At 48.1% G+C, this 20,809-nt stretch carries 20 protein-coding genes; 16 read left to right on the plus strand and 4 right to left on the minus strand.

Going from position 1 to position 20,809, the window contains the following annotated elements; translation table 11 throughout:
- Window positions 1–30 precede the first annotated feature (30 nt).
- Window positions 31–1,473, plus strand: a complete 1,443-nt coding sequence (locus PJK55_RS00785) for a leucyl aminopeptidase (RefSeq protein ID WP_271304500.1) — start codon at window positions 31–33, stop codon at window positions 1,471–1,473.
- 132 nt (window positions 1,474–1,605) lie between these two features.
- Window positions 1,606–2,265: a DUF429 domain-containing protein gene (locus PJK55_RS00790; protein WP_271304501.1), complete on the plus strand. Its 660-nt coding sequence runs from the start codon at window positions 1,606–1,608 to the stop codon at window positions 2,263–2,265.
- A gap of 10 nt (window positions 2,266–2,275) precedes the next feature.
- On the opposite strand, the gene ytvI is transcribed toward PJK55_RS00790, so the two are convergent.
- On the minus strand, window positions 2,276–3,409 hold the full coding sequence (gene ytvI / locus PJK55_RS00795; RefSeq protein WP_214874589.1) for a sporulation integral membrane protein YtvI: 1,134 nt from the start codon (window positions 3,407–3,409) through the stop codon (window positions 2,276–2,278).
- 85 nt (window positions 3,410–3,494) lie between these two features.
- Here ytvI and PJK55_RS00800 point away from each other — a divergent pair, with 85 nt between their 5' ends.
- Window positions 3,495–4,277, plus strand: coding sequence for a MazG nucleotide pyrophosphohydrolase domain-containing protein (locus PJK55_RS00800; protein WP_271304502.1), 783 nt, complete (start codon window positions 3,495–3,497; stop codon window positions 4,275–4,277).
- A 126-nt stretch (window positions 4,278–4,403) separates the two neighbouring features.
- Window positions 4,404–6,317: an N-acetylmuramoyl-L-alanine amidase gene (locus PJK55_RS00805; protein WP_271304503.1), complete on the plus strand. Its 1,914-nt coding sequence runs from the start codon at window positions 4,404–4,406 to the stop codon at window positions 6,315–6,317.
- Between the two features lie 180 nt (window positions 6,318–6,497).
- Here PJK55_RS00805 and PJK55_RS00810 read toward each other — a convergent pair whose 3' ends face one another.
- From PJK55_RS00810 to PJK55_RS00820, 3 genes are read right to left on the minus strand one after another with little or no spacing between them, the layout of a single operon-like run.
- Window positions 6,498–7,538 (minus strand): ribonucleotide-diphosphate reductase subunit beta, encoded by a 1,041-nt coding sequence (locus PJK55_RS00810; protein ID WP_074033504.1) that lies wholly within the window; start codon window positions 7,536–7,538, stop codon window positions 6,498–6,500.
- Window positions 7,495–8,001 (minus strand): flavodoxin domain-containing protein, encoded by a 507-nt coding sequence (locus PJK55_RS00815; RefSeq protein WP_214693399.1) that lies wholly within the window; start codon window positions 7,999–8,001, stop codon window positions 7,495–7,497. The genes PJK55_RS00810 and PJK55_RS00815 overlap by 44 nt, the downstream gene beginning before the upstream one ends.
- Window positions 8,002–8,050: 49 nt before the next feature.
- The gene (locus PJK55_RS00820) at window positions 8,051–10,291 is read right to left on the minus strand and encodes a ribonucleoside-diphosphate reductase subunit alpha (RefSeq protein ID WP_271305252.1); all 2,241 of its coding nucleotides are present in this window, start codon (window positions 10,289–10,291) and stop codon (window positions 8,051–8,053) included.
- Between the two features lie 545 nt (window positions 10,292–10,836).
- On the opposite strand from PJK55_RS00820, the gene PJK55_RS00825 reads away from it, so the two are divergent.
- The 12 genes from PJK55_RS00825 (at window position 10,837) to PJK55_RS00880 (ending at window position 20,805) form a co-directional block, all read left to right on the plus strand.
- Complete coding sequence (locus tag PJK55_RS00825; protein WP_271304504.1) at window positions 10,837–11,067, plus strand: DUF1871 family protein; 231 nt, start codon at window positions 10,837–10,839, stop codon at window positions 11,065–11,067.
- A 12-nt stretch (window positions 11,068–11,079) separates the two neighbouring features.
- A complete protein-coding gene (locus tag PJK55_RS00830) occupies window positions 11,080–11,328 on the plus strand; it encodes a NifU N-terminal domain-containing protein (protein ID WP_026825527.1) in 249 nt (82 codons plus the stop codon).
- Window positions 11,325–12,125, plus strand: coding sequence for a glycosyltransferase family 2 protein (locus PJK55_RS00835; protein WP_271304505.1), 801 nt, complete (start codon window positions 11,325–11,327; stop codon window positions 12,123–12,125). The genes PJK55_RS00830 and PJK55_RS00835 overlap by 4 nt, the downstream gene beginning before the upstream one ends.
- Window positions 12,126–12,127: 2 nt before the next feature.
- Window positions 12,128–12,622 carry an Lrp/AsnC family transcriptional regulator gene (locus PJK55_RS00840; protein WP_074033499.1) on the plus strand — a complete coding sequence of 165 codons (495 nt, stop codon included), beginning with the start codon at window positions 12,128–12,130 and terminating at the stop codon, window positions 12,620–12,622.
- Entirely contained in the window at window positions 12,619–13,803 is a 1,185-nt protein-coding gene (locus PJK55_RS00845; protein WP_214782077.1) for an aminotransferase, read from the plus strand. Before PJK55_RS00840 ends, PJK55_RS00845 begins: the two co-directional genes overlap by 4 nt.
- Window positions 13,804–13,861: 58 nt before the next feature.
- Window positions 13,862–15,106 carry a lysine N(6)-hydroxylase/L-ornithine N(5)-oxygenase family protein gene (locus tag PJK55_RS00850; protein WP_271304506.1) on the plus strand — a complete coding sequence of 415 codons (1,245 nt, stop codon included), beginning with the start codon at window positions 13,862–13,864 and terminating at the stop codon, window positions 15,104–15,106.
- 197 nt (window positions 15,107–15,303) lie between these two features.
- Complete coding sequence (gene yugI / locus PJK55_RS00855) at window positions 15,304–15,696, plus strand: S1 domain-containing post-transcriptional regulator GSP13 (RefSeq protein ID WP_074033496.1); 393 nt, start codon at window positions 15,304–15,306, stop codon at window positions 15,694–15,696.
- A 101-nt stretch (window positions 15,697–15,797) separates the two neighbouring features.
- A complete protein-coding gene (locus tag PJK55_RS00860; RefSeq protein WP_271304507.1) occupies window positions 15,798–16,790 on the plus strand; it encodes a Gfo/Idh/MocA family protein in 993 nt (330 codons plus the stop codon).
- 74 nt (window positions 16,791–16,864) lie between these two features.
- Window positions 16,865–18,028, plus strand: a complete 1,164-nt coding sequence (locus PJK55_RS00865; protein WP_271304508.1) for an iron-containing alcohol dehydrogenase — start codon at window positions 16,865–16,867, stop codon at window positions 18,026–18,028.
- A 106-nt stretch (window positions 18,029–18,134) separates the two neighbouring features.
- Window positions 18,135–19,487, plus strand: a complete 1,353-nt coding sequence (locus PJK55_RS00870) for a glucose-6-phosphate isomerase (RefSeq protein WP_074033493.1) — start codon at window positions 18,135–18,137, stop codon at window positions 19,485–19,487.
- A gap of 99 nt (window positions 19,488–19,586) precedes the next feature.
- The gene (gene ytkD, locus PJK55_RS00875) at window positions 19,587–20,060 is read left to right on the plus strand and encodes an RNA deprotection pyrophosphohydrolase (RefSeq protein ID WP_074033492.1); all 474 of its coding nucleotides are present in this window, start codon (window positions 19,587–19,589) and stop codon (window positions 20,058–20,060) included.
- Window positions 20,041–20,805: an alpha/beta hydrolase family protein gene (locus PJK55_RS00880; RefSeq protein ID WP_271304509.1), complete on the plus strand. Its 765-nt coding sequence runs from the start codon at window positions 20,041–20,043 to the stop codon at window positions 20,803–20,805. Before ytkD ends, PJK55_RS00880 begins: the two co-directional genes overlap by 20 nt.
- Window positions 20,806–20,809 lie beyond the last annotated feature (4 nt).

Genomic DNA, 20,809 nt, shown 5'->3' on the forward strand with positions numbered 1-20,809 from the left:
TTACCATATATAAAGAAGGGAAGTGGCAAGATGTATCAAATTGCTCAATTAAATTGGACAGATTCATATGACACGATGATTGTTGGAATCGGTGCGGCCGATTCAATCGACGAAGGGCTCGACACATTGTTCGGTGGACGAGTGAAAGCACTCATTCAATCAGGAGACCTTTCGACGAAAACAGGAGAAGTGACGTTATTGCCGACGTTCGCCGGGGAAACGGCACGCGTCTTGTTTGTCGGACTTGGACAACGAAACGACATCACGACAGAGAATGTACGGAACTGGTTCGGGAAAGTGGCGAAGCTCGTCCACGCGCGTGGATTAAAGGACGTTGCAGTCGCACTCGACACGTTCACAAACGACGCGGCTCGCATTTTCGCAGAAGCATTTGAAATGGCGACGTATGCTCATCCTACATACAAGTCAGAGCCGAAACAAACGGTCGAAGAGCCAAACATCACACTTCTTGGGGATGTGTCACAAGAAGACATCGATGCAGGTGTCGCTTATGGGAAAGGGGTCAATGTCGCTCGAACGTTGACGATGATGCCGGCTAATATTTTGACAGCAGAGACGTTGGCGGATTATGCGGTAGAATTAGCGAAACGCCATGATTTCAAATACCGAGTGTTAGAAAAGGAAGAAATGGAAGGGCTCGGAATGGGTGCACTCCTCGCCGTAAACCAAGGCTCGACGATCCCGCCGAAATTGATCGTGTTGGAATATCGTGGTGCAGAGGAAGAAGCTCCGATTGCGGTTGTCGGAAAAGGCGTCACGTTCGATACAGGTGGCTATTCAATCAAGCCGAAAGATGGCATCGTCGGAATGAAAGGCGATATGGGTGGTGCGGCTACTGTCCTTGGACTATTCGAGACACTCGGACGCACACGTCCGAATAAAAACGTCATCGGAATCATCGGTGCGACAGACAACATGATTTCAGGTGATGCCTTCAAACCGGATGATGTGATCACGGCAATGAACGGTAAGACAATCGAAGTACTCAACACAGATGCGGAAGGACGCCTCGTTTTAGCGGATGCTGTCACGTTCGCGAAAACGTATGAGCCAACAGCAATCATCGACGTAGCTACGCTAACGGGCGGTGTACTCGTCGCACTCGGTACAGACGTGACGGGCTGTCTGACGAACGATGATACCCTCTATCGCTCACTCGAAGAAGCGAGTCGCGAGACGAATGAACTCGTTTGGCAAATGCCATACTTTGATGTGTTCATCAACAAAGTGAGAAAATCAGAAGTAGCCGACTTGAACAACTCACCTGGTCGCTTCGGTCACATGATTTTCGGTGGAGCCTTTGTCGGCGAGTTTGTCGGCGATACACCGTGGCTTCACCTCGATATCGCAGGAACGAGCGAACGTGCTGCAGCGAACGACCTTGGCCCGAAAGGCCCGACTGGTGTCATGGTCCGAACGCTTGCACGGATGATTGAAACGTGGGAGCGCTAAGAGCGCTCCTCTTGATCGGTTTGGCGATTCTGTGTGGCTTTGCGTACACGGTTTGGCCGAACCGGATCTGGTTAGGATGTACAGTATTTTTCGCCGTGTTCGGCGTGTTGATGATGTTACAGGAGGTAAGACATGGTAGGAGTAGGAATTGACGGCGCACGCGGAGGCTGGGTGCGCATCACATACGATAGCATTTCCTTATGTTTGACGATTTCAGAAACGCTAGAGGAGTTGCTCATTGACGGTGCGATGCATTTCGTGGATATGCCGAAAGATTTAGGGACGGTCGACCATCCGAGTCGAGCATGTGACGCGTGGATGCGGAGCCAACTCGTCGAGCGGAAATCGTCCGTCTTTACCCCGCCGATTCAAGAAGTGCTTCATGAAGAGACATACGAGGAAGCGAACAAACAAAGTCGATTGTTGATCGATAAAGGGATTAGCAAACAGGCTTGGCATTTGGTTCCGCGTATCCGTGAGTTCCAGCATGTGTTAGTGGAGGACGTTTATGAATCTCACCCAGAAGTATGCTTCTCAGTCATGATGGGGCATGAGGCAAGTCATTCGAAAAAGACAGTCGAAGGGCAGGACGAACGAATCGAGTTACTTCGAAAATACTCGAAAAGCACTCCGTGGAAATGGAAAATGTCGAACGTCCAAATCGATGACATTATCGATGCTTGCATCTTAGCGGTAGCCGCCTATGAAGCGGGGACGAGTGGTCTTTCGTTACACCCGGCTGAAGCGAATGAGCCGAAAGTAGCTGTACCTCAAATGAAAGAAGAGCGATGAAATGTTGATTTCATCGCTCTTTTGCTGTTGTGGCAGACGGACCGATGATGAACCGCCACATATAATGAAAGACTTTAGCGTTGTATACAGCTTTTAGTAGTACGGCGAGTACGGGACCTAAGATGAAGCCGAATACACCGAATAGTTTTAGACCGACAAAAATCGAGATGAGTGCGGCAAGCGGATTCAACCCGATGTGGGAACCGACAATCTTCGGTTCAGCCAAGTTTCGTTGAACGATGACGATGATGTATAGGACAATCAATCCGATGGCGACGAACCAATCGCCCGATACTGCGGCATAGGCGGCCCATGGAATGAGTAGTGTACCGACACCTAAATAAGGTAAAAGGTCGAAGAACCCTGCGAGTAAAGCGAATGAGAGCGGATTGTCGACTCGGAGAATGAACATACCGACCAGTACGATTCCGAAGGTGATGGAAATGAGCGTCAGTTGTGCTCGAACGTAACCGAATAAAGCGGACTTCAGGTTGATCATCACTTCCTCGAACTCTTTAAATCCTTTGCGTTTATTCAGGCGATTTAGAGACGTCACGTAAGAGGGCCAGTCTTTTGTAATAAAGAACCAGGCGAGCACAATGACGACGACAAGCAGCAGGACGAGTGGGAGTGCTGCCAACATGCCTTGTAGGACACTTGCCACACCACGGGATAAAACACCGATTGCGGCAGCGAGTTGGACACCGAGCTCTGTGATGCCACCTTCTAATGAAGTCGTCTGTCCAGGATTCAATTGTTGATAGCTCTCATACGCATCGTTGACGAGTGGTGCAATCTTTTCGTTGAACAAGCGCTGGACATATTCAGTGAACGTTTGGATTTGTTCAGGAAGTCGCTCCGCTGCGATTGTCGCATAATGAATCAATTGGATGATGACGATCGTGATGATGCCGACGACGATACTGAGGACGATCAACAACGAGATCAGTGTCCCGAGCGCACGCGGCATGTTGGTTTTTCGTTCAAAAAAATTGACGAGTGGAACGGTCAAGAGAGATAAGAGTAGGGCAAACACGAAAGGATACGTATATTCGAAGAGGATGTTCAGTACCCATGTAATCAAAAATAAGCCGATTACGACAAGTACGAACCGAAGCAGTTGCCAAAGTCTTACCGAAGACATGAAAAACCCACCCTTTCCGGACAGTTAGATTGAGCATAGTATATCATGTAGACGGTAAATAAAGCAGAAAGATAGGTGAATGAACATGAGAGAGATTCAACAAAAAATTGATGTGATGATTCTTCATTTGGGAGGTTACTGGAGACCGTTATCGGGGCTGGCACGATTATTAGAAGAAGTGGGAGAAGTGGGAGGTGCGATGCGCAAAGGATCAGCGGAGGAGCTAAAAGAAGAACTGCTCGATGTGCTTGTCATTTCCACTTGTCTCGCAAACCAGTATGCCATCTCACTTCAACAACAAGAAGCGGATGTAAGAGAAGTGACGAAAGAACAGTTATATTTTCAAATCGTAGAAGAGGCCGGCGAAGTGGCGAGGATATTGAATGCTTACGAAGGAGATAAAAAGCTGAAGCCGAATCGCCAAGGGGAGTCGTTACAGCTGCATATCGAGCAACTGCAACGTGCCGTGATTTCTTTAGGAGAACAGTGCAACTATGAATTGTTTGACTCATTGTATGCATTGATTGATGAAAAATCGACACGTGACTTCGGGCGTTTCGATCATACACCGGATCCGATTACGGAAACTTCCGTCAGAACCTATGTCACGTATCAGTCTGGACGCTATTGGGGTGGGATTAACCCTAAACCTTTTGAGCGATTTGACCGATACATGGAGAGAGAGAAACATATAGAACGCTTTCTGAAAATTGCTCATATTGAGGGGCTTGATGGATTTGTGATTCAACAATCAAAAGATGGTCTTTTATATGAAGATGGTTATGAATATCGGATTCCTGAAACCTTTCATATTGTAGAAGAAACTTACGAAAATCATCAATTCATAGTCATCAAACCCCAACAATAAAAACATTTACCTTTTTATCAAAAAAATTCATCTTTTTTTCAAATATTTACTTTTTTTAAAAAAGCATTATGCTAATATGAAGTTGTTGTTAGTAGGAAATGCCGCTAGAAGAAAGGAATATTTTGGATGAAAATGAAGCTTGTAAAAATCGCACTCATCTTAACGGTTCTCTTATTTGGAATGCAACTTCCTTCAGTTGAAGCCGCAACGTACGATGGGGAGACGACTGTGAATTTGAATATTCGTTCAACACCAAGTTTGAGCGGGACAGTCGTCAAGACATTGCCGAAAGGCACGAAAGTGAAATACGGGACGTATAATCAGTCCTGGCATAAAGTGTATGTCGATAGTCGTACATATTATGCATCGGCTCAATACATCCGCAAACTTTCTTCTCCTTCGAGTTCGTTGACGACTCAGTCAGCAACTTCAACAGGTGTGACAACCGAAAATTTAAATATCCGTGTCACATCACATCGTTCAGCCAGCATTGTCACGACGTTGAAAAAAGGGACAGAAGTCAAGTATGCCGTTCATAACTCTTCATGGGCGAAAGTCTATTTGAACGGAAAAACTTACTATGCTGCGAAGATGTACATTGCACCAAAACTGACAGATGCAACAGTGAACCGAACGGAAGGTTACGCGAACCGTGAAATGAAATTGTTTGCGACTCAGATGCAAAGTTCGCCTATCCAAAAGGTATTGCCGAAACATACGGTTGTCATGTCGAGCAAGTACAATTCGAGTTGGTCGACCGTATATATCGGAAACGCGACATACTATACGCCGACAGCGTGGATTACGCCTGGATCGCTCAAACCTCAGACTGTTAAAGAGAATGGATACGCAAACCGAGAATTAAAGCTGTTCCTGACGCGAATCCAAAGTTCTGAAGTAGTTAAAGTCTTGCCAATAAACACTGCAGTTGTTTCAAGTAAGTACAATTCAAGTTGGTCGACCGTATATATCGGTAATGCGACATATTATACACCGACAGCTTGGATCTCAACTTCTAAAACGGAAACACAACCACCTACAACAACGGAACCAAACGACGGATTGACTCAGGGATATGCTAACCGAAACGTTAACTTGTTCGGAAGAACGCATCAAAGTTCACCAGTTCAACTTGTGCTTCCGAAATACACAGCTGTATCATACAAATCGTATAATGCAAGCTGGTCGACGGTTCACATCGGGTCGAAAGTCTACTACACGGCAAGCTCATGGTTGACTGCTGGAAAATCTCCGGCTGCGCCTGAAGCGGCACCCAAGGGAACGGTATATATTAACACGCCAGGTGATGTATTAAATGTTCGTTCTCAAGCGAGTCTTAACTCAAGCGTAGTAGGGAAACTCGATCACGGCACGGCTGTTACTTACTATGCAACGGTAAATGGTTTCCACAAGATCAAATACAACGGAAAAGATGCTTACGTTTCTTCAGGATTCGTTTCGTCGTCGAAACCGAGTGAATCTTCAGGAGCTGTCATCGTTCTAGATCCTGGACATGGTGGGAAAGATCCGGGAGCACTAAACGGTTCACTTTATGAAAAGACGATTGTATTAGATTTATCAAAACGTGTAGAAGCTTATCTTCGTTCGAAATACGGGTATACAGTTCGTCTGACGCGTTCGACAGATGTTTACTTGACGCTTGATCAACGTGTCGCTGCAGCGAAGTCGTTACGAGGTGACTTGTTCGTCAGTATGCACATCAACGCAGCAGATTCTCCAGCAGCAAAAGGATTGGAAACATTCTATTCGACACGGTCGGCCCATAGTGCACGTAGTCGTGTGTTGGCTTCGAACATTCAAAGCAACCTAGTCGGGAAGATGAGTGGGATGTCAAACCGAGGTGTCAAGACGGCAAACTATTACGTCATTACGAATAATACGATGCCATCGGCTCTCGTTGAGCTCGGGTTCATCTCTTCTCCGACGGATTTGACGTATCTCCGCAGTGACGCATCTCGCCAGCGTATGGCAGAGGGTGTTGCAGAAGGAATCGCTAAATACGTACAAACCTATCATTAATCCTTAAACCTTAGACGAACGTGTCTAAGGTTTTTTGATGCATCAAAAAAACCGAACCATGTAAAGGTTCGGTTGAGCGAGAATCTTACAAGTCATCGAAACCGTTTGCGTCTGTCACTTTCGCATACGAACGCGATTTTTGTTCGAAGAAATCAGATTTTGTTGCGTTGAGCGAGAATCTTACAAGTCATCGAAACCGTTTGCGTCTGTCACTTTCGCATACGAACGCGATTTTTGTTCGAAGAAATCAGATTTTGTTGCGTTGAGCGAGTCGTCTGAGTATGCACGGATCCAAGGCATGACATCTTCGTCATATCCTTCGTACAAGTCGTTCAGACCGATTACACGTAAGCGTTTGTTTGCCAAGTATTTGACGTAGTCACGCATCTCACTGACATCGAGTCCATCGAGGTCGCGAAGGACGTATTCACACCACTCAATCTCAAGGTCGACGGCCTCTGCCATCGTATCGTATACGAACTGGCTGAACTGTCCGTCCGCATCAATCTTTGGATTTTCAGTCAAGACGGCACGGAGCAACTGGCTGATGAAATAAGAATGTTGCATCTCGTCACGCTGGATATAACTGATCATCGTTGACGTCCCGACCATCTTTTGATGACGGGCCAAGTTATAGAAATAGGCGAAGCCAGAATAGAAGTTGATGCCTTCCAAAATGACCGAGGCTACAAGTGATTTTGCGAAATTCTCTGCGTTTGGTGTGTCGCGGAATTCTTCATATAAGTCCAGGATGAATTGGTTACGTTTCATGACCATCTCGTCGTCTTTCGCAATATCAAAGATGCGATTTTGTTCAGCGAGTGGGACAAGGCTTGATAAAACGTAACTATACGATTGATTGTGTACGACTTCCTGTTGCGCGATGACGGCAAGTACGGCGTGCACGGATGAGTCTGATGAGAACATCGACGACTCGAGGATGTATCGCGTCTGGACAGAGTCGAGAATCGATAACAGTCCGATGATCCGTTTGAACGCGTCTTGTTCACGTTCAGTTAGTTGGGGCCATTGTTGCATGTCTTTCGACATCGAGATCTCATCTGGGATCCAAAAGTTTGAAAGCAATTGTTTGTAAATCGTATAAAACTGAGGATATGCGATATCGTTCCAGTTCACGATTGAGCTTGTTTCGCCACCGATGATGGCGGTTGCCCGGTTAGGATGTTTGGGCGACAATAATTTGATTTTCTGAATCGACATGGTGCATGACTCCTTCTTCTACATTCTGAGCCATCCGTTCTGCCCAGTGCTGGACGTTGAACGGTTGGTTGCGAGGCGACTGCTCGATTTTAAGCAGTTCACCGGCTAGTGGGATTCCGTATTTTGAAAGGTGGTACGCCATCTCATCGACCGCTCGACAGAAATGAACAAACATTTTGTCACCCGTTCCGAATACGGCTGCCTGACGAATCGGTACATTCAATTCTTTTAGCACGAGACGGAACGTGTCCTTCATTTCATCCGGCAAGATGCCATCTGCCCATGTGTAAGACCCGAAATAGACGAGGTCACATGACGCAAGAGACTGGGCTTCCCGATATCCGACCCGATCCGCGTCGTAACGGACAACGTGGTCACCACGATGATGGTGGGTCGACTCGATGAGCGTCGCCACTTCTTCCGTGTTTCCGCTCATCGAATGACAAATGATTGCAATGTTCATGTCGTTAACCACCTTTCATTAAAAACGGACTAATGATGAATCGAACAAGTTATGAGGCACAAGACTCACATTCATCTACTTCAACGGTCGTTGAACGTGTGTAATAAATCGATTTCATACCGAGAGACCAAGCTTCTAAGTGCATCGCGAGAAGCTCTGTCGCTTTCACGTCGTTCTTCACGTACAAGTTGAAGCTGATTGCTTGGTCGATGTGACGTTGACGCGATGCGTTTTGACGGATGCTCCATAGTTGATCGACTTCGAAGGCTGATTTATAGAACCAGTTCGTCTCAGGTGTCAAATCTGGCACCGTGACTGGAATCTTATAGTTCTTCTTCTCTTCTGAGTAGACTTTCTTATAGACCGGGTCAATCGACGCGGTACTACCTGCGATGATAGCGGTCGACGAGTTCGGTGCAACAGCCATCATATAGGCGTTACGGACACCGTTTTGGTGGACGGCTTCTGCGAGACCATCCCAATCCAAATCGTCGTGCGAGCGATAGTTCCGGCGTTTGAAGTATTCCCCTGTATGCCATTCCGATCCTTCGAAGACGCCGAACGCGCCTTTCTCCTTCGCGAGTTCCATCGAAGCTTGAATCGTGAGGTAAGCAATCTTCTCATAAAGTTTCTCTGCATATTGAACGGCGTCGACTGATTCCCAGCGGATTCCTTCGAGGGCGAGCAAATGATGCCATCCGAATGTTCCGAGACCGACCGCGCGATACTTCTGGTTCGTGATCATCGCTTGTGGCACTTCAATGGTGTTCAAGTCGATGACGTTGTCGAGCATACGCATTTGAACCGGGATGAGGCGTTCGAGGACGTCTGCTTTGACTGCGCGAGCGAGTGCGATTGAGCTTAAGTTACAGACGACGAAATCACCTGGTGTTTTCGTGATGACGATTTTTCCGTCTTGTGTGTACTCTTCTTCAATCGTCGTTGCCGACATGTTTTGTGCGATCTCTGAACAGAGGTTCGAGCTATAAATCATACCGGCGTGTTTGTTCGGGTTAGCCCGGTTCACGGCGTCACGGAAGAACATGTACGGCGTACCTGTCTCAAGCTGTGAGCGCATATAACGCTTTACGAGGTCGATGGCAGGTACGGTCACGCGAGACAATTCTGGTGTGTTGACGCACTCCATGTATTTTTCGGTGAAGCTACCGCCGTTCTCTGTCTCGTCAAAATAGTCCTCAAGGCTATATCCCATCACCGTGCGAATCTCATGCGGGTCGAACAAATGCCATTCACCGCGTGCCTCGACCGTACGCATGAAGAGGTCCGGTAAACAGACTCCTGTGAACAAGTCATGTGTCCGAAGACGCTCATCCCCGTTGTTCAACTTCGCATCTAAGAATTCGAAGATATCTTTATGCCAGATGTCTAGATATACGGCGATTGAACCTTGGCGCATGCCGAGTTGGTCGACAGAGACGGCCGTGTTGTTCAATTGTTTCATCCAAGGAAGGGCACCACTCGAGACGCCTTTGAATCCTTTGATGTCACTTCCGCGTGAGCGGATTTTTCCGAGGTAGACACCGATTCCGCCTCCACCTTTTGAAAGTGTCGCCACGTCGGTGTTGGAGTCGTAGATGCCGCGAAGCGAGTCGTCGACTGTATCGATGAAACAAGAGCTGAGCTGACCATATGACTTACCGGCGTTCGATAACGTTGGTGTCGCGACGGTCATATAAAGGTTTGAGAGCGCCCAGTACGCCTCTTCGACGAGTTTGAGGCGTGTTTTCTCATCCTCTTTTTGCATGAGGGTCATCGCGATGACCATGAAGCGCTCTTGTGGAAGCTCGTATAAGTTCTTCACATGGTCGCGGCCGAGGTAACGGTCCGATAACGTGCGAAGCCCGATGTAGGTGAAGAGGCGATCGCGAGACGGGTCAATCAAGGTCTCGAGGTGGTCCATATCTTCTTTTGAATACGTATCCATCAGCGCTGAAGTGAAGATGCGTTTTGATGTCAACGTCTCAATCAAGTGATGGAAGTTGCCGTAGCGCATCGACGCATCATAGCCGCGATTGCGTGCCGCCTCAAGATAGAGACGGTTCAAATACATCTCAGTCGCCACGAACGTCCAGTCCGGCTCTTCGGCTTTCAACATATCGAGCGCATGCATCGTCAATAAGTCATATACTACATCTTGTGTCAGCGTCTTCGTCTCGAGCGCCCGAATCGCGCGTTCCTCGTAACGCTGTACACTTAAATGAGGATACCGTGTTTGGATAGATTGAATAAGAGAAGAAACATCAGCAAGCGTTGGCGTCGCTGGTAGCATCGTCTCGTGGTGAATAGGGGATGTCAAAATCGATCACTCCTTTAATAGATGTAGACGTTATGAAAGTATAATAAGAACTTCCTAACCTGTCACAATAATGTGTCAACGACCAAAATAGCTGTTAACTATATATTGACACATTTTTATCTTTTTAATCATAAAACACCTATATTTAGTTTTTCAATCCTTGACATTCTTGAATGTGCGGGGTGGTGTTTTGCTTTTGTTCGAAAAGGGCTTCATGACCCAATTTGAGACAGAAAAATGAGATGAAATTTTTTTATGAATTCTAATTGCACAGTTCTTCACAGAAAATGAATTCGATTTCATCACCGAAAAAGGGTTACTTCGTTTACGATTTAAGCACGAATGTATTGTATTTGACGTCGCTTAGCGAAATACCTACATGAATCGATCAATACTAGATATAGTGTTTCGTTAAATCGTAACGAATGAATCAATTTGTCAAGGCTGGTATCCGAACAAAAAGTAAGGTAGATTGATGAGGTAGGGCATGGATTCTAACGAAAAGAAGGGTTTAACAAGTGCGTACAGAAGACTTATTATTAACATGGGACCCGCTCGGTTACGGAGCAGGTTCATACGGACCTGAGTTCGATGAGGTGATGATGGCATTAACCTATGTCGAATCCACCGAACAATTGACCGAGGTGATTCGCCGCACGTTCCTTGAGGCGTTCGATGAGTGTCCACCTGAACAAGAGATCTTCAAGATGGCGCAGCGCCTGCTCGCATCGTCGTCTTGCCAACTATAAGGAGGAATTATAATGTTACGAATTGATCCAACACCAAACCCAAATGCGATGAAAGTCACACTTCCAGAAAACGTATTCGGAGCGAAAAGCCAAAGCGTGAAAGCAGGAGAAGCAACAGATCAGCCGCTCCTTGCGAAACTCGTTGAGATTGAAGGCGTCGAGAGTGTATTCGCATACGGCGACTTCGTGACCGTTTCAAAAGAGAACGGCGTGAGCTGGGAAGCGATCCTTCCACAAGTCGAGACGGCATATCGCGGATGAATCCGACTGTCACGATCATCATTCCGGCTTACAAACGAGAGACGGAATTGACGGAGCTGCTTGAAAGCTTAACGGTCCAAACGTTTCAGCAGTTCGAAGTCTTGGTCATGAATAACGAAGGGCCGCCAAAACATCACATTTTGGCGCCTTTTTTGAATCAGCTGGATGTACGTGTCATTGAGGTTGGCGAGAATCACCATGTTCGGGCGCGGAATCGTGGCGTACTCGAAGCAAAAGGGGACGTCATCTTATTGTTGGACGATGATGACTTGCTCATGCCGACTCACATCGAGGACGGTTTGCACGATCTTCAAGAAGCGGACTTCGTCTATACGGATGCCGAGCTATTCCGTTTTACATGGGAAGGCGGTCGTCGAGTAGTGACGGACTGGGAACCGTTCGCATATGACTTCGACCGTGAGCGCATGCGAAAAGACTCGACGTTCATTCCGTCCGGCACGATGTATCGAAAATCGATCCACGAGACAATCGGTCTCTTTGATGAGGATGTCTACAATTATTGGGACTGGGATTTTTTCTTGAGGGTCATGGAGACGTTCACCGTGTCCCATCCCGCTCGAGCAACGGTTCTCTACGCATTCAATGGGACAGACAACTTATCAGCGAAACAAGACGAAACGAGACGTCGTTACTTTGACCGCTTTTGTCAGAAGCATGGGCTGACAGACATGGGGATGAAGAATTTCCATATGGTCCAAGAGGAACGACGTCCATATGTGAGGCAGACAGAGAGAACGTTCACAGGCGTGTTACCTGGTCGGACGGAAGGAGAATAAGTATGTATTCATCAAAAGAACTTGAACTATTAGAGTTGTTAGAAGAAAAGGGCTATTTGGAGACGAAGATGTTGGCTGATTTGTTGGCGCTTGATGAAGAAACGATTGAGTCGATGCTCGAGAAGTTCAAACAAGACGGCATTTTGCTTGGTTTTCGGGCGATGGTCAATTGGCAAAAAATCAACCGGCATGATGTCACGGCGTTTATCGATGTCAAAGTTGCGCCGAAACGAGGACGTGGATTTGATGATGTGGCCGAGCGTATTTATCGCTTCCCGGAAGTGACGGCCCTTTATCTGATGTCAGGTGCTTACGATCTCCAAGTCGTCATTCAAGCGAGCTCGCTCCAAGACGTGGCTTCGTTCGTCTCTGACAAGTTGTCACCCCTTGACTCGGTCTTATCGACGACGACACACTTCAAATTGAAGACGTACAAACACGACGGGATTTTGTTCACCCCACAAACTGAAGACAAGCGGTTGAACATCACGCCATGAAGTCATTATCCAATCAAGTTGTCTCGATGAAACCATCAGGCATCCGCCGCTTTTTTGATTTGGCGCAGACGATGGAAAACGTGGTTTCTCTCGGGGTGGGAGAACCGGATTTCATCACGCCTTGGAACGTACGAGAAGCGAGCTATGTCGCACTCGAACAAGGATATACGGCGTATAGTGCCAATGCAGGACTCATCGAATTACGTGAAGAGATTGCTACTTATATGAAAGAACGATTTTCAGTCAAATACGATCCGGCATCGGAATTAATTGTGACGACAGGTGCCTCACAGGCGCTCGATATCGCATTCCGTGCCCTCCTGAACCCAGGAGATGAAGTCATCGTCGTCGAACCTGCCTTCGTATCTTACGGACCGCTCATCGAGATGGCGGGTGGGAAAGTTGTTCCTGTCGCCTGTCGTCCTGAAAAGGGTTTTCGCCTCGACCGTGATGATGTCGAGCGCGTCATTACCGAGCGGACGAAGGCGATTCTCCTCTGCTTCCCGTCCAACCCGACGGGAGCGACGATGAACGCCGACGAGCTCGCGCAAATCGCGGAACTCGCGACCAAGTATGACCTTTGGGTTGTCAGTGACGAGATTTATGCAGAACTTTGCTATGACGAGCCGTTCACGAGTTTCGCGACACTTCACGATATGCGGGACCGGACAATCGTCATCAATGGTTTCTCAAAAGCGTTCGCGATGACGGGATGGCGCCTCGGTTTCACTTGTGCCCCTGAAGTCGTGACGCGGGAAATGTTGAAGGTTCATCAATACGGTATGATGTGTGCCCCGACGCTCGTTCAATTTGGGGGACTCGAGGCGCTTCGTTCACGTCATCAACACGTACCGAACATGGTGAAGAGCTATCGTCAACGTCGGAACTATTTCATTCAGGCACTGAATGAGGCAGGTCTCCCGACACACGTGCCGGGTGGAGCATTCTATGCTTTCCCGTCGATTCGACACACGGGGTTGACAAGTGAAGAATTTGCGGAACGTCTCTTGCTTGAAGAACGGGTCGCCGTCGTCCCAGGGAACGCCTTCGGTGAGAGTGGGGAAGGGTTCGTGCGAGCGAGCTATGCGACGTCGCTTGAACAGTTACAAGAAGCGATTCGACGCATCCATCGATTCATGCAGCAATTCGAAGTCACAGCAGTCAAGGACTCTCATTCGTGAGGGTCTTTTGCCGTTTTAGCGATATAATGAAAGGGAAAAGACGGGCGAGGTGAAGAAAATGAAACAAGTTGACTTTGTTGCAATCGGATGTGGTCCTTATAATCTTGGATTAATGGCTCTCGCGGAAAAAACATCACTACGCGGGATTTGCTTTGAAAAGCGGAAGGAAATGATGTGGCATGAAGGGATGCTTATCGAGGGGATGACGATGCAAACACATTACTTACAAGATCTCGTCACGCTCGCAGACCCGACCAATCCATCGAGTTTCTTGAACTACTTGAGTGGGACGGGGCGTCTCCAGACGTTCATCACGCAAGAACAAGATAAAATTCCTCGGACGGAATACAATCGATATTTGCGTTGGGTCGCCGAACAGCTGTCGACCATCCACTTCAATCATGAGGTGACGGATGTGTTGGTCGAGGAAAATGGTTTTCTCGTGACGGTCGAATCAAACGGTGAAACGACTCAAGTTCAAGCTACACATGTTGTTCTTGGAACTGGGGCAGAACCGTTTGTGCCGGAAGGTTTTGAACAAGTTATCCATACGAGCGAGTATTTGACCTATCGGGACGTCCTTCGAGATCGTTATCGCGTCGCGGTCGTCGGCAGTGGACAGAGTGCGGCAGAAGTGTTTCTTGATCTGTTTCGTGAAGCGACGGATGAACAACGTGTCGACTGGATCACACGTTCTGATCATTTCGAGTCACTTGAAGCAGGAAAGATTGGGGACGAGATTTTTAGTGTGGACTACATCGAATATTTTCACGGCTTACCTTACGAAGCACGTCAGAAATTGCTTCAGTCATTTGAACGTTTCCGCCATGGCGTCAACCCTGAGACGATGACGGCGATTTATGAGGCGCTCTATCACCGGACTGCAGAAGGTGAGCCGAAGCGAGCAGAGATGCTGACGCAAGTCGAGGTGGAATCCATTTCCTATGATTGGTTGACGCATCGTTTGAAGGGGACGCAGCGCTATACAGGAGAAGTGATTGAGAAAGAGTACGACCTCGTCGTTGTGGCGACAGGGTATCGCCCGGTAATCCCATCTTGGGTCGATAAGCTTCCGGTAGTATGGGAAGAAGAGGGAGAATGGGCAGTGCATGACACATATGAAGTGATGATGAGCGAGTCGTTAGGTGGGAAGTTGTTCACACATACGAACTTGGAGCATTCCCATGGCCCCGCAGCAACGAATCTAGGGATGGCCGTCTATCGAAATGCGGTGATGTTGAACGAAATGGCTGGAGAAACGGTCTATCCGATTCGCCATCAAAAGCCGTTCACGACGTTTTGAACAAAAAAAGGGCTAGGCGAGTCGCCTAGCGGAATCAGGGGGGAATACTTGAAGTCTTGCTTGATTTGTATTTACCCCGCGCTTCGACTTTAAAACATATCAACACGTCAAAAATAATCTTTTTTACTAATTTGTACACTTTATCGAAAAAAGTGTGTTATAGTAAGTTGATGAATTTAGCATAGGAGTTGTTTGTAATGGCAAAATACGAAAAAGATCAAGTATTAACAGGTAAAGTAACAGGAATTCAACCTTTCGGTGCTTTCGTAGCACTCGATGACGAGACTCAAGGTCTTGTACACATTTCAGAAATCTCACACGACTACGTAAAAGACGTAAACGATTACGTTCAAGTTGGTCAAGAAGTTGAAGTGAAAATCCTTGAAGTGGACGAAGCTTCTAAAAAGATCAAGCTTTCAATGAAAGCGACTCAAGAAGCTCCAAAACGCGAGAAGTCTGCGAAGCCAGCTCGTCGTGCGCCACGCCGCAACGAAGCATCTTCAAACTTCAAGCAAGAAGAAGCTCCAGGATTCACAGTCCTCAAAGACAAACTTGAAGACTGGATCAAAAACACAAACTTCAAGAAGTAAGTGTTCGAAGGTGACCCGTTTTAAACGGGTCACCTTTTTTGTGTTTTACAGGAATCGATGGGGCTTATGACGAAACTGTAATTCGAATAGGGGGAGATTATATGAAGATTGGCATCATTGGAACGGGCGGGATTGCGACGAGTGCCCACATTCCGAATTATGTAAAAGCAGGGATGGATGTGGTAGCGGTCATGAACCGGACACGGGCGAATGGGGAACGTGTCGCACGACAGTTTGACATCCCGAACGTCTATGAGACGGTCGAAGAGATGCTCACGCATGAACAGCTCGATGCGGTCAGTATCTGTACGCCGAACGCCTTACATAAAGAGCAAGTGCTCCTTGCACTAGAAGCAGGATGCCACGTGCTCTGTGAGAAGCCCCCGGGCATATCGGAAGATGAAGCGGTGGAGATGTTAGAAGCGGCGAAACGAGCGGGGAAGACACTTCATTATGGATTTCATTATCGGCATCGTGCCGACACGGTTCTCTTAAAGCGGATGATTGACGTAGGAGAGATGGGCGACATCTATGCGGCAACGGCACTTGCCCTTCGCCGACGCGGTATTCCCGGATGGGGCGTGTTTACGAACAAAGAGCTTCAGGGTGGAGGGGCGCTACTCGATATCGGCGTCCATATGTTAGATCTCGCGCTTCACTTGATGGATTATCCGGAACCGAAAGAGGTTATCGGTCATGTCGGGCAATATTTGGGGAACCGTCCGGGTGTGGGCTTGATGGGCAAATGGGATCATGAATCTCTCTCTGTCGAAGACACGGCGAGAGCGATGATCACCTTCGATACGGGTGCTTCTTTGTTGCTCGATGTCAGTTACATGGCCAATGTCGAAGCAGAAGATACGATGCGTGTCGAGTGCAGAGGGACGAACGCCGGGGCAAGTCTATTCCCGCTCACGCTCCATACTGAAAAACATGGGGCACTGTTTGACGAACGACCTGCCTATTTGACGGAGCATGATCCGTATGAACGTCAAATTCAGCTGTTTCTCGAAGCGTGCCGAAAGGAACCGAACTATCGTCAAGCCGAGGAAGCCGTCATACTCCATCGCATCATCGATCGCATTTACGCATAAGCACGATACTTTTCATTCTTTGAAAACAGGGTATATAGTGTAGGTGTTACATATTTCTACGAGGAGGATGAATCATGCACAACTTTGAATACAAAAACCCGACAAAATTGATTTTCGGTACACATCAGGTCGAAACATTATCGAAAGAACTTGGCGCGCTCGACGCGAAGAAAGTGATGCTCGTCTATGGTGGCGGAAGCATCAAAAAGAACGGAACGTACGATGAAGTCGTGGCTGAGCTTGAAAAGGCTGGCATCTCATACGTAGACTTCTCTGGCGTCGAACCGAACCCGCGCATCGAGACGGTACGTCGTGCAGTCAAATTCGCACGTGAAGAAAACGTCGATGCGTTGCTCGCAGTCGGCGGAGGTTCCGTCATCGACTGTACGAAACTGATTTCAGCAGCGATTCCTTATGAAGGGGATGCGTGGGACATCGTGCTACGTGAACATATCCCGACAGAGGCGGTACCATTTGGGACGGTCCTCACACTCGCGGCAACAGGATCAGAAATGAACTCAGGCTCGGTTATCACGAACTGGGAAACACAAGAGAAGTTCGGATGGGGTCATCCACTCGTCTTCCCAACATTCTCAATCCTTGACCCACGCTATACAGTCTCGGTTCCAAAAGATCAGACGATTTACGGTATTGTCGACATGATGAGCCACTGTTTCGAACAATACTTCCACCCGAACCATGCGCCGGTACAGGAACGCATGACAGAAGGTGTCTTGAAAGCTGTCGTTGAATCGGCGCCGAAACTCGTGAACGATTTGGAAAACGTTGATCTTCGTGCCATCATCTTGTTCTCAGGTACGATGGCGTTGAACGGCGTCCTTCAAATGGGTGCTGCTGGTGACTGGGCATCGCACAACATCGAGCACGCCGTATCGGCTGTCCACGATATCCCGCACGCTGGTGGTCTCGCGATCCTCTTCCCACGTTGGATGGAACATGTATTGGATGAAGACAATGCTGCACGTTTCGCTCGACTCGGTACGGAGGTATTCGATGTGGAACCAGGTGAAAACGACTTGGAGACTGGGAAACGTACAATCGAAGCGATTCGTGCATTCTTCGACCAGCTCGGCGCACCAAACTCACTCCGTGACTACGATATCGATGAGTCGACATTCGATGCGATTCTCGATTCTGCGATGAAACGTGGCGCATTCGGTCGTTTCCGTACACTCGAACGTGAAGATGTCGCGCATATCCTCGAACTCAGCAAATAAGGCAATTTATTGCCTATTTTGCAATAATGATTGAACGAATCTAGCGTTTCCGTTTATGATGGGTCATGTATGGCTCTTTTACGAGCGATTTAAAGGAGGAAATGACATGTCAACTGTACGTTTCGATTATTCAAACGCGCTCTCATTCGTAGGGAAGCACGAAATCGACCAAATGCAAGAAACGGTAAAAACCCTTCACTCGGTGATTCACGAGCGGAGCGGTGCCGGAAGTGATTTTCTTGGGTGGGTCGATCTTCCGACCGAATACGATCAAGATGAGTTCGCACGAATCAAAGCTGCGGCGGAACGAATTCGCGAGAATTCAGACGTTCTCGTCGTCGTCGGAATCGGAGGATCTTACCTCGGTGCCCGTGCAGCGATCGAAATGCTTCAACATTCGTTCTTCAACGTATTGTCAAAAGAAGAGCGCAAGGCACCACAAGTATTCTATGCGGGCCACAATATCTCTTCAACGTATATGAGAGAGTTGCTTCAAGTGCTTGAAGGCAAAGAGGTCTCAATCAACGTCATCTCGAAATCAGGAACGACGACAGAACCTGCGATTGCATTCCGTGTCCTCAAGCAGTTCATGGAAGACAAGTACGGTCAAGATGGAGCGCGTGAGCGGATCTATGCAACGACAGACCGTGCCCGTGGTGCACTCAAGACACTTGCGGACGCAGAAGGATACGAGACGTTCGTGATTCCAGATGATGTCGGTGGACGTTTCTCTGTCCTCACACCAGTCGGACTTCTTCCGATTGCCGCTGCAGGAATTGATATCGATGCATTGATGGAAGGTGCACGTGACGCGCAAAACGCTTACAGCTCACCAGAATTGGCTGAAAACGAAGCGTATCAGTATGCAGTCGTACGTAACGCCCTTTACGCGAAAGGCAAATCGATTGAGATGCTCGTTAACTATGAGCCAGCTCTTCACTACGTGTCAGAATGGTGGAAACAACTTTACGGTGAGTCAGAAGGAAAAGACAACAAAGGGATCTTCCCAGCGGCTGTCGACTTCTCGACGGATCTCCACTCGATGGGGCAATACATCCAAGAAGGTCGTCGTGACTTGTTCGAGACGGTCATTCGTGTGAAAGAAGTCCGTCACTCGATGAACGTCCCAGAAGACGCTCAAGATTTGGACGGTTTGAACTTCCTCGCAGGCGAAACGATTCAGTTCGTGAACGACAAAGCGACAGAAGGAACACTTCTCGCACACACTGACGGCGATGTACCGAACTTGGTCGTCGAATTGCCAGAGATGACACCGTATCACCTCGGCTACTTGTTCTACTTCTTCGAAAAAGCATGTGCGATGAGCGGATACATCCTCGGAGTAAACCCGTTCAACCAGCCAGGCGTCGAAGCTTACAAAGCGAACATGTTCGCGTTACTCGGTAAACCAGGGTATGAAGAACAAAAAGCAGAGCTCGAAAAACGTTTGAATCAATAAGAAAACGAATCGGTCCGCGCGTCGGACCGATTTTTTTGTTTGAAACTGGGTGAAGACAAGGTAAAGTGAGAGTAGACAGGGGAAAGAAAGGGATGGACTATGAAGACATTCAAGGATTACTATCATAATCAAGTCGAGTTAAGCTTCACCCATTATCCGTTCTCAGACACGCCGCTCCACGTCTGGGTCGTCGCCCGATATGAAGACAAGTGGGTATTGACGAAGCATAAACAGCGCGGACTCGAGTTTCCAGGAGGGAAAGTCGAGCCAGGAGAACACGAGGACGATGCCGCTATCCGGGAAGTGTACGAAGAGACCGGTGGAGTCGTCAAAACGTTGCGCTATTTGGGACAGTACCGTGTGTTAGGTAGAGGTGATACGGTCATCAAAAACATTTATTATGCGGAGATTGAGCGATTCGAGGATCATCCTGCCATTGACGAGACAGATGGGGCTGTCCTGATCGATGCCTTGCCGGATAACTTATTGCGCAATCCACGCTACAGCTTCATGATGAAAGACCGTGTCCTACCGGAAACGATGAGGGTTCTCTATGATCAAAAACTGGTTTGACCGAATCGATGTGTTGCCACCTTATGCGGGTTACCGGGTAACGCGAGGATGGTACACGACGACAGATGGGGAAGAGGTCGTGGCGTATTCGATTGAGCCGAAACGTTCAAACGGCCAAGTGTTGATGTACTTACGAGGAGGAACGGCCCGAATCGGCGATGTCCGTTTACCACGTCTCATGCAATTTGCATCGCGGGGCTTTCACGTCGTCGCCCCGGTCTATCGTGGCAATCACGGCGGGACTGGAAAAGAGGACTTCGGTGGAGAAGACTTAGAGGATGTGCTCTCGCTATTCGATCGTGTCCACATGAGCGGGCGACCGGTCCACGTTCTCGGCTTTTCAAGAGGAGGCATGATGGCCCTCTCCCTCGCTTCTGAACGACCGGTCACGACGGTTACATCATGGGCTGGCGTGACAAACCTCGAGTGGACGTATGAAGAACAGCGTTCGATGCGGAAGATGTTACGTCGGATGACGGGTGGGGACCCCGAATCCGCAGAATCTGCGTATGTCGATCGTTCTCCACTTTATAAGGAATGGGATGCCCCGACGCTTCTCATCCATGGTACGGACGATGAACAGGTTCGCTTACGTCATGCGACAGCTGTTGCAGAGAAAATAGGAGAGCAAGCAGAGTTTTGGGTGCTTCCGTTTGGTCACCAGCTTCCGTTTTGGGATAAATGGGAGACGACCGAACAAGCCATGGACTGGATGTTGCGACAAGAAAAAACACTGACTCGTTAAAAAT

The sequence above is a fragment of the Exiguobacterium sp. MMG028 genome (assembly GCF_027947425.1).
In the GTDB taxonomy this organism is placed as follows: Bacteria; Bacillota; Bacilli; order Exiguobacteriales; family Exiguobacteriaceae; genus Exiguobacterium; species Exiguobacterium aestuarii_A.

Coding starts and splice junctions, on each gene's coding strand:
- PJK55_RS00785 (WP_271304500.1), top strand. CDS start 31: ATGTATCAAATTGCTCAATTAAATTGGACAGATTCATATGACACGATG.
- PJK55_RS00790 (WP_271304501.1), top strand. CDS start 1,606: ATGGTAGGAGTAGGAATTGACGGCGCACGCGGAGGCTGGGTGCGCATC.
- ytvI (WP_214874589.1), bottom strand. CDS start 3,409: ATGTCTTCGGTAAGACTTTGGCAACTGCTTCGGTTCGTACTTGTCGTA.
- PJK55_RS00800 (WP_271304502.1), top strand. CDS start 3,495: ATGAGAGAGATTCAACAAAAAATTGATGTGATGATTCTTCATTTGGGA.
- PJK55_RS00805 (WP_271304503.1), top strand. CDS start 4,404: ATGAAAATGAAGCTTGTAAAAATCGCACTCATCTTAACGGTTCTCTTA.
- PJK55_RS00810 (WP_074033504.1), bottom strand. CDS start 7,538: ATGTCGATTCAGAAAATCAAATTATTGTCGCCCAAACATCCTAACCGG.
- PJK55_RS00815 (WP_214693399.1), bottom strand. CDS start 8,001: ATGAACATTGCAATCATTTGTCATTCGATGAGCGGAAACACGGAAGAA.
- PJK55_RS00820 (WP_271305252.1), bottom strand. CDS start 10,291: ATGCTACCAGCGACGCCAACGCTTGCTGATGTTTCTTCTCTTATTCAA.
- PJK55_RS00830 (WP_026825527.1), top strand. CDS start 11,080: ATGTTACGAATTGATCCAACACCAAACCCAAATGCGATGAAAGTCACA.
- PJK55_RS00835 (WP_271304505.1), top strand. CDS start 11,325: ATGAATCCGACTGTCACGATCATCATTCCGGCTTACAAACGAGAGACG.
- PJK55_RS00840 (WP_074033499.1), top strand. CDS start 12,128: ATGTATTCATCAAAAGAACTTGAACTATTAGAGTTGTTAGAAGAAAAG.
- PJK55_RS00845 (WP_214782077.1), top strand. CDS start 12,619: ATGAAGTCATTATCCAATCAAGTTGTCTCGATGAAACCATCAGGCATC.
- PJK55_RS00850 (WP_271304506.1), top strand. CDS start 13,862: ATGAAACAAGTTGACTTTGTTGCAATCGGATGTGGTCCTTATAATCTT.
- yugI (WP_074033496.1), top strand. CDS start 15,304: ATGGCAAAATACGAAAAAGATCAAGTATTAACAGGTAAAGTAACAGGA.
- PJK55_RS00860 (WP_271304507.1), top strand. CDS start 15,798: ATGAAGATTGGCATCATTGGAACGGGCGGGATTGCGACGAGTGCCCAC.
- PJK55_RS00865 (WP_271304508.1), top strand. CDS start 16,865: ATGCACAACTTTGAATACAAAAACCCGACAAAATTGATTTTCGGTACA.
- PJK55_RS00870 (WP_074033493.1), top strand. CDS start 18,135: ATGTCAACTGTACGTTTCGATTATTCAAACGCGCTCTCATTCGTAGGG.
- ytkD (WP_074033492.1), top strand. CDS start 19,587: ATGAAGACATTCAAGGATTACTATCATAATCAAGTCGAGTTAAGCTTC.
- PJK55_RS00880 (WP_271304509.1), top strand. CDS start 20,041: ATGATCAAAAACTGGTTTGACCGAATCGATGTGTTGCCACCTTATGCG.